This is a genomic window from Wolbachia endosymbiont of Drosophila seguyi (genome assembly GCF_028981765.1).
GTDB lineage: Bacteria > Pseudomonadota > Alphaproteobacteria > Rickettsiales > Anaplasmataceae > Wolbachia > Wolbachia pipientis.
This window is the reverse complement of sequence record NZ_JAPQLM010000133.1, coordinates 1-10,532: the sequence shown is the minus strand read 5'-3', so window position 1 is coordinate 10,532 and position 10,532 is coordinate 1. Positions and strand designations below refer to the sequence as shown.

8 protein-coding genes and 1 pseudogene are annotated in these 10,532 nt (G+C 35.3%); 4 read left to right on the top strand and 5 right to left on the bottom strand.

What is annotated here, in order from left to right; genetic code table 11:
- A pseudogene (locus OZD62_RS03185) lies at nt 1-460 on the bottom strand (sensor histidine kinase); the annotation flags it as partial.
- A gap of 65 nt (nt 461-525) precedes the next feature.
- On the opposite strand from OZD62_RS03185, the gene OZD62_RS03180 reads away from it, so the two are divergent.
- The 4 genes from OZD62_RS03180 to OZD62_RS03165 all read left to right on the top strand — a co-directional run bounded on the left by OZD62_RS03180 (nt 526) and on the right by OZD62_RS03165 (nt 3,555).
- The gene (locus tag OZD62_RS03180; RefSeq protein ID WP_010963155.1) at nt 526-1,701 is read left to right on the top strand and encodes an aspartate aminotransferase family protein; all 1,176 of its coding nucleotides are present in this window, start codon (nt 526-528) and stop codon (nt 1,699-1,701) included.
- Between the two features lie 14 nt (nt 1,702-1,715).
- Entirely contained in the window at nt 1,716-2,222 is a 507-nt protein-coding gene (rimM, locus tag OZD62_RS03175; RefSeq protein WP_006279718.1) for a ribosome maturation factor RimM, read from the top strand.
- A 62-nt stretch (nt 2,223-2,284) separates the two neighbouring features.
- Entirely contained in the window at nt 2,285-2,851 is a 567-nt protein-coding gene (gene efp, locus OZD62_RS03170) for an elongation factor P (RefSeq protein ID WP_275019420.1), read from the top strand.
- Between the two features lie 8 nt (nt 2,852-2,859).
- The gene (locus OZD62_RS03165) at nt 2,860-3,555 is read left to right on the top strand and encodes an inositol monophosphatase family protein (RefSeq protein ID WP_006279720.1); all 696 of its coding nucleotides are present in this window, start codon (nt 2,860-2,862) and stop codon (nt 3,553-3,555) included.
- 118 nt (nt 3,556-3,673) lie between these two features.
- On the opposite strand, the gene hemA is transcribed toward OZD62_RS03165, so the two are convergent.
- From hemA to OZD62_RS03145, 4 genes are all read right to left on the bottom strand, one after another.
- Complete coding sequence (hemA, locus tag OZD62_RS03160; RefSeq protein WP_006279721.1) at nt 3,674-4,882, bottom strand: 5-aminolevulinate synthase; 1,209 nt, start codon at nt 4,880-4,882, stop codon at nt 3,674-3,676.
- A 64-nt stretch (nt 4,883-4,946) separates the two neighbouring features.
- Nucleotides 4,947-7,712 (bottom strand): host RNA manipulator TomO, encoded by a 2,766-nt coding sequence (locus tag OZD62_RS03155; RefSeq protein ID WP_275019419.1) that lies wholly within the window; start codon nt 7,710-7,712, stop codon nt 4,947-4,949.
- A 38-nt stretch (nt 7,713-7,750) separates the two neighbouring features.
- On the bottom strand, nt 7,751-9,646 hold the full coding sequence (htpG, locus tag OZD62_RS03150) for a molecular chaperone HtpG (RefSeq protein ID WP_275019421.1): 1,896 nt from the start codon (nt 9,644-9,646) through the stop codon (nt 7,751-7,753).
- Between the two features lie 609 nt (nt 9,647-10,255).
- Nucleotides 10,256-10,532: hypothetical protein (locus tag OZD62_RS03145; RefSeq protein ID WP_275019418.1), on the bottom strand; the 277-nt coding region annotated here is incomplete at its 5' end.

Genomic DNA, 10,532 nt, shown 5'->3' with positions numbered 1-10,532 from the left:
TATTTCCTGTAGTATAAAATATTTCTTGGTTACTTAATAGTTTATCAATTTCATCGTTTGTAAGTAACTGTTCATAATCATAATCTTGAGTGTTAAAATTACTGAATATTATTCTGCCGTTTTGATCATACAGTATTAAGCTGAAATCCTTTACTTTGCTCACTGATTGTAATAATTCAGCACGTAGTTTTACTAGTTGGTTTATGTAGTCAAAATTTTTGTATTTAATGTGATGCTTTTCTATTAGTAAATAATGGTATTTTTTTATTATGCCATTTTCCAGTACGCTTTTTAAGTTTACACTTGAATCACGGTAAGAAGAAAGGAAATTACTCCTTAGTAAATGATTACAATACATCACACTGAATAAAATCATAAAGATCGATGAGAGTAATACAATAACTTTTGTGTATTTGTTTTTCTTCAACGCAGAAAACATCAATTTACCTAGCTTATACATATCCTTCTTATTGTGAAACAACGGTTTTTATGTTATTAATAATAAAATTTAGCATATAATATTTTATGACAATTTCTCCTATTTTGCCAGTTTATTCTCCTGTTAATATAAATTTTTCTCATGGCAAAGGTATCTACCTATATGATGTTGATGGTGAGCGCTACGTAGATTTTCACTCCGGAATAGCCGTTAGTAGCTTAGGTCACACTAATTCGCGATTAATTAGTGCTCTTAAATTGCAAGGAGAAAAATTATGGCATATATCAAATACCTATAATATACCTGCTGCCAATAATTTTGCAGAAAAATTAATAAACAATAGTTTCGCTGACACTGTATTTTTCTCAAATTCTGGATCAGAGGCAGTAGAATGTGGACTTAAGATTGCTAGGATCTATCAAAATGGAAAAGGCAATAAAAATCGTCACAGAATTTTAACATTTCATGGTGCATTTCATGGAAGAACCTTTTTAACTTGTGCTACAAACGATAAACAGAAATTTTCTGAATTACTAAATCCCTACATTGATTGGTGTGATAACATCGAGCCCAATATTGAGAGCGTAAAGAAAGCAATTTCAAGTGGTATAGGCGTTATATTAATAGAACCAATACAAGGGCAAGGTGGTATCAAAGTAATGAATGAAGTCTTTATGAAAGAACTAAGAAGGCTGTGTGATGAAAATGACATATTGTTATTTTTTGATTGCGTACAATGCGGTGCTGGTAGGACAGGAAAATTATTCGCATACGAACATATAGGAGTGGAACCTGATATATGTGCTCTTGCAAAGGGAATAGGCGGGGGGTTTCCGCTGGGGGCTTGTCTTGCAACTGAAAATGCTGCTAAATATATGGCGGTCGGTATGCACGGTTCCACTTTTGGTGGCAATCCGCTTGCAACCTCAGTAGGTAATGCTGTGCTCGAAGAATTGCTCAGCCCCGGCTTTTTGAAAAATGTTGAAATTAGAGGTAAATACTTAAAAAATAAACTAGAAGACTTAGCAAGTAAATTTCCAATAATAGAGGAAGTAAGAGGGAAAGGGTTAATGCTTGGAATAAAAGTGAAAGCAGACAATCAAAAGTTTGCAGAAGAGTTAAGTCATCGCGGCTTGCTTACTGTTGGGGTAACATCAGATAACGTTGTGAGAATTTTACCTCCACTCATTATCACTGAAAAAGAGATTGATGAAGGCATCGAGATTTTGACTCAATATTTATCTGAGAAATCTTCTGATTAGATACTTGCATTAATATGAACGACAATCTGGTATGCTTAGGAATTATTACCTCTCCTCACGGAATTAAAGGAGCTGTTAAAGTAAAAACCTTTACTGAAAAGCCTGAAAATATCTCCTTATATGGTAAGCTAATAAGTGGTGATGAGAATTATAAAATAGACTCAGTATCCGTCATAGGTGATAATTTAGTAATAGCTACAATAAGCGGAGTAAATTCCCGTAATGAAGCAGAGCTTTTAAGGAATAAGAAGCTATATATAGAAAGAAGCAAGTTACCAGAGCTAAATGATGAGGATGAATTTTACCAAAGTGACCTTGTAGATATGGAAGTAAGGCTGAAAAGTAATGAATTATATGGCTATGTAAAATCTGTGTATAATTTCGGCTCAGGGGATATATTAGAAATTTTAGTTATCAGCACAAAAAAACGTATTATGCTGTCTTTCACTAAAGAGATATTTCCACATATAAATATAAAGGGGAGGTATATAGTATTAAATATACCAGAATTTATTGACTAATAAAGACTTTGATATTTATATAAAGCTATTTATAATTATAAGATCAAATTGAAAATGTAATTATGGCAGAAAGAGCTAACGATATCAGACCAGGTCAGGTGTTGGAACATAACGGCGGATTATTTTTGGTTGTAGGTATTATGCATACTCAACCTGGTAAAGGTGGTGCATACATACAAGCCGAAATGAAAAACATCAAAACCGGAGCAAAACACTATGAAAGATTTCGTTCTGATGCCACAATCAGAAGGGCAATTTTAGATGAAGAGGAATATGTTTACCTTTTCACTGAAGGAAACATTGTAAATCTTATGCATCCAAGTAATTACGAGCAAATCACTATAAATTTGGACTTATTGGGAGAAAAAAAAATTTATTTACAGGATAACATGAAAATTAAAGTTGTAGCTTATCAAGACAAAATAATTTCTGCGCATGTGCCTGATTATGTTACACTTGCTGTGAAAGAAACAGAGTCTGTTATTAAAGGACAAACTGCTACTGCTTCTTATAAGCCTGCAATTTTGGAAAACGGAATGCGCGTTAACGTGCCTCAATTTATAAAAGAAGAGGATAAAATTGTAGTATATACTCCAGGTGACAGCTATTATGGAAGAGTGAAAGAGTAAAAGGAAGAATGTCCCTCTCATCACCACGAATTAATGTGATGCTTGATTCTGTGCGTAATGCTTCCAAGCAGCTTATGCGCGATTTTAATGAATTGCAAATTTCTAATGTTAAATCAGCAGACTTTATTAATAAAACTTATTCAAAATCCAAGCAAACCATATACGATTGCTTGCACGACTACAAACGAGACTATGGTTTTATTTTTGAAGATGATACTGATCAAGAAGTAAAAGATAACACTTATACCTGGTTTATTATGCCTATAGAGGGCAGGGAGAACTTTTCTAGTTGCATGGTTTATTTTGCAGTATCAGTCTGTCTCATTCATAAAAATAAAGTTGTGGCAGCTGTAATTGATGCTCCGGCTCTTAGAGAAACTTTTTGGGCAGAAGAAAAGAAAGGTGCTTTTCTTGAGGATTTTAGATCTCGTCATGTAAAAATGCGAGTGAAAAGCCGTGAAGGGGGTCTAATAGATGTAAGTGGTAATTTGTTAAATAAATTGCTGCCTGGCAATAGTAATGTACGCTCCATAGGTTCAACAATTTTAGGCTTTGCATACCTTGCGGCAGGAAGGCACAGTGGAATAATTTACTCTGGAGTTAACAAATATAAAGCCTTGCTCGGTAGACTTTTTCTGCAAGAAAGCGGTGGAAGGCTAACGGAAGACAACGGGCTAATCATTGCTGGAGATATAAAACTATAGCTAAAGTAATTTATGTTTACCTACAATTTGATAAGCGTAAAACTCGTCATTCCGCTACTTGTTAGCGGAATCCATGCTGAGATACCGCGAATAAATCGCGGTATGACGTAGGGCTGTACTAGCTATAGCATAAACAGGCTACAGAGATAGACAACTTTTCGAAAACTTTTACAAGAGATTCTGTTAAATGCTCTATCATTTCATCGGTATGATAAGGTGTAGGGGTAATACGGAAACGCTCAGTTCCTCTTGGAACTGTCGGGTAATTTATATGTTGAACATATATTCCATACTCATCAAATAATAATTTTGATGCTTTTTTGGATAACTCTGAGTTGCCAATTATTATTGGAATTATATGAGTTTCTGTTGGAATGAAGTTAATTCCTGCATTTCTCAGTGAGTTTTTTACTTTTTCAACGACTTGCTTTTGCTTTTCCCTTTCAATGTTGCTCGATTTTAGGTGCTCAACGCTTGCCTTTGCTGCCGCTGCTAAAACAGGCGACATAGCAGTGGTAAAAATAAATCCTGGAGCGGAACTTCTTATTACATCTACCAAGCTCTTTGAAGACGCTATATACCCACCCATCACTCCAAAAGCCTTTGATAGTGTACCTTGAATAACGGTTATTCTATCCATCAGACCTTCTCTTTCTGCAATTCCGCCACCATGTGAACCATACATGCCAACTGCGTGCACCTCATCCAAATAGGTAATTGCATTATGTTGATCTGCCAGGTCGCATATTTCTTTAAGCGGAGCTACATCACCATCCATTGAATATACGGATTCAAGTGCTATTATTTTTGGTGTCTTTTTGTCTATAGACTTGAGTAACTGCTCTAGATGATTAACATCATTGTGTTTAAATATATGTTTTGGCCTTTTTCCTGATTTTATGCCTTCTATCATCGAAGAATGGTTCTTCTCGTCTGAAAAAATTACTACGCCCGGAATAACAGACGATAAAGTGCTAAGTGTTGTCTGGTTAGCGAGGTAGCCACAAGCAAAAGTTAAAGCAGCCTCTTTTTTATGCAAACAAGCTAAGGATTTTTCAAGTTCAACAACCTCTTTTGTTGTACCAGATATATTTCTTGTTCCTCCAGCACCAACAGATGAATTTTGGATAGCGGCAATTACACTCTCATTTTGTGACATTCCCAAATAGTTATTACTGCACCAGACTATTACTTCCCTATTTCTTTCATAGTCCATAATGTGGGGGAGCCTACCTGGTAATGACGCAAAGTGCGTAAATTCACGGTAGCGCCCCTCATCTTTTATATCTTTTATTTTATTCAAGAATATTTCTTCGTAGTTTACCAAGTCCTTATTTACCGATAATTAACATAATTATAATAAATTATTAAATGGTAAACTACTATATTTATTATACATGTACGGCAGTAGGTACTTTCCCCGTGTTGAAAGGTTTGTCAACCTTGTTGTTTTCAACTTGGCTTTTAGGTGTACAGCAGTATATAATTGCAGCGGCAACCAGACAACAAGCTCCAACTGCTATTCCTGCAGCTAGCATTTCCAAATAAACTGCAATAGCTGCTCCTGAAACAACTCCAGCTACTGCTAACGTCCATGTAGCTATGGTAGGCCACTTACTCTTTTGCGTATTTTGTGTTGCAGTAATAGAGGTTGATTGATTGTTTATAGCACTAGTTTTTTCTACTGCTGCAGGCTTTTCCTTACTGTTAATAACACCTCCAATTGTAGACACATTGTCAGCATTCGAAGAAACTTCACTTACCCCCAACTTCTTTTCACAACCCGTAATTTCTGGAGTTGTGGTAAGTGTACTATTGCTTCCGGTATTATTAGAACTTGTAGATTGGTCTCCTGAATTTGGCAAATCGTTGTTCAGTGAAATATTAACATTACCTTGTTTTGTATTATGGTTTTTAATTTCTTTTTTAATTTCTTCTACTTTACCCTTAAAGGGACCGTCTTTATTTTTTACATATTGTAGTACAAGAGTAGGAGAGTTACTTTTTAGAATATTTTCGAGTTCTTCTCTTGAGTTAGTACTGGTTTTGCTTATAAGTCCATCAATCTTTTTCTTAACAGGACTGGCAAGTTGCTTAACACCTTTTTTTCCGCTGCCTTTTTTGATTTCACCCTCCTCAAAATTATTAATTAAAGGCTCCTGCGTTGAAACCCCTGTGTTATTTAAGATAGCATTTTCTTCCTCCCCTGCAAGAACATTTTTTTCTGTCTGTTGACTGCCAGCACTTTTGGATTTTGGGTTTCTTTGACTGCTTGGTTGATTGTTATTCTCTTCATTTACTACAGCCGTATCGCCTTTTATAACAGGTGATACTGCATTATCACTGCTGCTTCTTTTATTAACTTGTGTATTCGCTTGTGTCTGTATATTTGCTTTACTGGAAGTATTGATTAATTTACTACTTTCTAACAAATTTCTAATTAGATATAGATGACTCAAAGTATCTCTATTTTTTTGATACTCATTACGAGTCATACTTGGAGAAAGTTCCATACTTATTTTTTCAAGCTGTTCTGCAATTACTGGTAAAGCTTTCTCAAATTCTTCCTTGCATATTGCCTGAAGAGCTGCGAATTTTAGGTCAACATGCTGACATAAGGGTACAACAACTCCATCACTAGCTTCTTTTATTGCATTTCTCAGTATATTTTGTATGGTTTGCCTGACTACTTGCTGTTTATTATTGAGTATGCTTTGATAAATTTGAACATGAGCTAGAACACTGACTATAATGTCTTGACTTTCAGTATTAGACAATGCAATCAGAATTGATTCATATATTTCATCAAACTCGTTGTTTTTAGATTTATGATCAAGATAATTAATAACATCATTGCTGCATTTAGCACATTTTTCACACAAGTGCTCGATAAATGCAATATTACCAGCATCCAATGCAGTTTTCAGAATTAAATCATAAATTTCTTTTCTGCCACGAGCTCCTATGTTTTTCAGGATTTGTTGCCTTAGTATTGTAATAACTTTATCATCTGCAAATGCTTGTTCATATACATCGTAAATGGCACGATCTGCACTATTAGTGTATCGTTTGCACAGGTATTCAATGACAGATGTGTGTTCCTGGCTTATCGCAGTTTCTAACAAGGTAGCAAAGCTCTTTTTTAATAACTCTTCTGTTGAGGCTTTTTTAGTTAGCTCATTAATATATCTTTCAAATGCATCTAGCACTATCGTGATGAATTCTTCATTTTTGATCAGAGATGCTGTTTCAAGCGCACCATACAAAGGATTAGGTTTACTTGTTTTTAACACCTGTCCAAAATCTCTTAAAACGTATTCGACAAAAACTGTCTCTAGTAATTCTTGCTCTTTTCTTAGTGCTATAACTGAGAAAAAGTCAATCTTATTAGGTTCGACAAGTTGTATAGCTTGACCTTTTAATCTTCCATAAACTCCATCAGTACCATGGAATTTTTCTATAAAAGCTTCAATATATTTTTGACCACCAACAAGTACAGGTAAAAGACTTAAATTTTCTTCAGCAAAAAGAAAATCCTGATATTGCTCTACTCGCTTGTCATTAGCTGCAATTGCCAATAATACCAATTCTTTTACTGAATAATCACACTCAAAATTCTCCTGATCAAATTTATACTGTGATAGTACATTTGAGTATATATGTTGATGATCGCTTCTATCTTGTAAATCTAAGTTAAGTTGTTGCTCACAAAAACTCTTTAAATTTACATTATCCAGCGTAATAGACCTACCTTCATAATCTTCAATATTTTGTACAACCTTGTCTAGTTCTTCACAATTATCTTCTTGTATAGCTTGATTTAGGATATTTGTTATTTCAGCGAAAGTTAAACTTTTAGGAATGGTATCAAATGAACCTTCATCTTTTGATTCTACGGTAAACGACCTATCACAACCATCAGGAAAGTTTGCAAGTATTGCATTCTCTAAACTTAGATCTTCAGAGGGTGTGCTACATGGAGTAGCTGGTATCTCTTGACTTTCGCTATCTAAAACTTCAAACTCTTCTTTAATACCTGAATCTTCAGAATCTGGTTTTTCAAAACCATGCCAACTTTTGATTAATCTTTCAGAATTTGATTGGCCCTGTGAAGTTGTATCCTGTGATACAAAGTCTCTAAAATTGGAACCAAACATGTTTTACCTCCCAACTAGCAGCTAAGCTAAGTATAGCATTAAACAGAAATCTTGCCAAGCAAATTATTCAATCTCTTAGCAAACAGACTTACATCATCCATCTCTTCACCTTCCACGATGCAAGCTTGGTAAAATAATAAATGAATCATGTCTTCCAATGTTGGGTTTTCACCACTTTCAGCATAAGATTTCATTATACTCTTTATTACAGGATGCTTAGTATTAATTTCAAGCACCTTTGGCGTGCGGTAATTTAGCTGCTTTTGTTCACGCAAAAAACGCTCCATGCGAAGATCCATAGCACCTTCATCAACCGCTAGGCATACGGGACTATCAGTCAATTTTTTGGAAATTTTTACGCTTTTTACTGAATCTCCAAGCACTGTGGTAAAATATTGCAGTATAGTTTCCTCAGTTTTTTCTTCATTCGATTTATTTTCTTCATCTGTCTTATCTTCTTCTGAAGAGAATTTTTCCAAATCAACATCTGCACGGGTTACAGACTTGATTTTCCGATCTTTGTATTCATGAATTACACTAGTCCAAAAGTCATCAACTGGATCAACAAATAGGAGCACTTCTAGTCCTTTACTGACGAATCCCTCAAGTTGCGGACTGTTTTTCACTGAATCCAAGCTATTTCCAGTGAGATAATAGATATGCTCCTGCTCAGGCTTCATTCTGCTTATATAGTCATCAATGCTTACTAATTTCTCATCACCAGTGCTATGAAATCTGCAAATCGAGAGCAGCGCTTCTCTCTCATCAGTTGGCATAGCTTCACAAAGACCCTCTTTTAATACTGCACCAAAATTGGTCCAGAATTTTGTGTACTCCTCTAAATTCTCTTTTGCCTTTTTACCGAGCTCTGATATCGCGCGTTTAGTGAGGGATTTCCTGATTTGCTCAACAACACGATTATTCTGCAACGTTTCTCTGCTGATATTAAGAGGTAAGTCCGGTGAATCAACAATACCTTTCAAGAAACGTAAATACTGCGGTATGATCTGTACATTATCTTCAGTGATAAATACTTTATTTACATATAACTTAACAGAGCAACGTCTATCTGGATGGAATAAATCAAAAGGTTTTATAGAAGGAACATAAAGCAAATTTGTATATTCTATTGCACCTTCATTTTTATTATGCAATATCATCCAGGGCTCCCCGCCGACGTGGGCAACACTGCGGAAAAAATCGTTGTGCTCCTCTTGAGTAACGTCATTTTTTGGCTTAGTCCAAATTGCAGCCTTACTGTTTAACTTTTCACTTTTTCCTTCTTCGTCTATAAATTCAACAGGAAAATTTATGTGATCAGAGTAAGTAGTGACAATATTTTCAACACGAAATTTATCTAAAAACTCGTTTTCTTCAGGATGCATAATGAGCGTAATTTTGGTTCCGCGAGGGACTTGATTATCTGACTTGCTGATTGAATATTCCCCATCTCCTTTGGATTGCCAGATCCAAGACTCCTCTTCTCCAGCTTTTCTCGATTCTATTATTACTTCTGATGCAACCATAAAGCTTGAGTAAAAACCAACACCAAACTTCCCAATCAGCTCCACAGTTTGGCTTGAATCCTTGCTATTCTTAATCGCATCCAAGAACTTTTGCGTACCAGAGCTTGCAATTGTACCAAGATTGTCTATTAAATCCTGTCTATTCATTCCAATGCCATTATCAGTGATATATAGCTCGTTCTTATCTTTATTGGAGCTGATAGTGATTTTTAATTCGTCACTCAAATCTAGCAAATTAGGGTTTAGTTGAGATTCATAGCGCAACTTATCACATGCATCTGATGCATTTGATATTAATTCACGCAGAAAAATGTCTTTATTGGTGTAAAGTGAATGAATCACTATATTCAGTACTTTCCCTACTTCAGCGTCAAATTTTAAATTTTCAGTTTCTTGTACATTATGCATTTTGAGCTCCATTATTTGCCTACTACCCTAATAATTTAAGTATTGAATCACGATCTTTCAAGGTCACGTACACCAAAATTAATGTGGGTGTAGTTATTATGACACCCAATTTATGGGATCTCTTGCATAACAAACTTTTGGCAACGCATTGGATGAAACGAAAAACTTCCTTGACACCCTTCGCCAGCCCCCTTATCATGAAACTGAAGCTATTTATTTATCTTCGCAATCTCTGCAGTGGATTAATGACAAAAAAACTTAATGTATTTGGCGTAAATCATGCTTAATTTTTTGCACTATGTGCACCTCATGTCTTTATCAAATTTCTAGCTACACAAGCTGAAATACGCTATTTAAAACATCAAAAAACGCCAACTTAAAAAATGGATAGTGAATAATTAGCTACCCTAGGGTTTCTTTGCCTTTTTTTTCTGTTTAGTAAATTTCTTAACGTTTATAATTTAGATTAGTTGCGGCTTAAAAGCGGCTGAGTCACGGTTATTAAGCGTTTAGAATAAAAAAACGCCATACTTGAAAGTATAATGTAAGTAACTAGCCAACCATCGGGCTTTTTTTGCCTTTTTTTTCGTTTGGTAAATTTTTTAATACTTAGATTAGTTGCAATTTAAGAGACCAGAAATGGTCAGTGCTTGGCACTGGAATAACGTCCTCCTTTGTTATCCCAGTGCCCAGACACTGGGATCCAGGAAACTTAATTGCAAGTAATGCATTGGATTTGGTGAGTATGGGTTTTATGTTATAGAATGAAACACTTTTGGTGAATTTGTAAAGAAAACTGGATCCCAGTGTTTGGGCACTGGGATGACAAGGTATAAACCTTATCGTCATGCCGCCGCGAACCGTCATACCGCGATTCATTCGCGGT

What these genes read in the sequence shown, in the direction of transcription:
- OZD62_RS03180 (WP_010963155.1), top strand. Translation starts at nt 526, where the DNA reads ATGACAATTTCTCCTATTTTGCCAGTTTATTCTCCTGTTAATATAAAT.
- rimM (WP_006279718.1), top strand. Translation starts at nt 1,716, where the DNA reads ATGAACGACAATCTGGTATGCTTAGGAATTATTACCTCTCCTCACGGA.
- efp (WP_275019420.1), top strand. Translation starts at nt 2,285, where the DNA reads ATGGCAGAAAGAGCTAACGATATCAGACCAGGTCAGGTGTTGGAACAT.
- OZD62_RS03165 (WP_006279720.1), top strand. Translation starts at nt 2,860, where the DNA reads ATGTCCCTCTCATCACCACGAATTAATGTGATGCTTGATTCTGTGCGT.
- OZD62_RS03155 (WP_275019419.1), bottom strand. Translation starts at nt 7,712, where the DNA reads ATGTTTGGTTCCAATTTTAGAGACTTTGTATCACAGGATACAACTTCA.
- htpG (WP_275019421.1), bottom strand. Translation starts at nt 9,646, where the DNA reads ATGCATAATGTACAAGAAACTGAAAATTTAAAATTTGACGCTGAAGTA.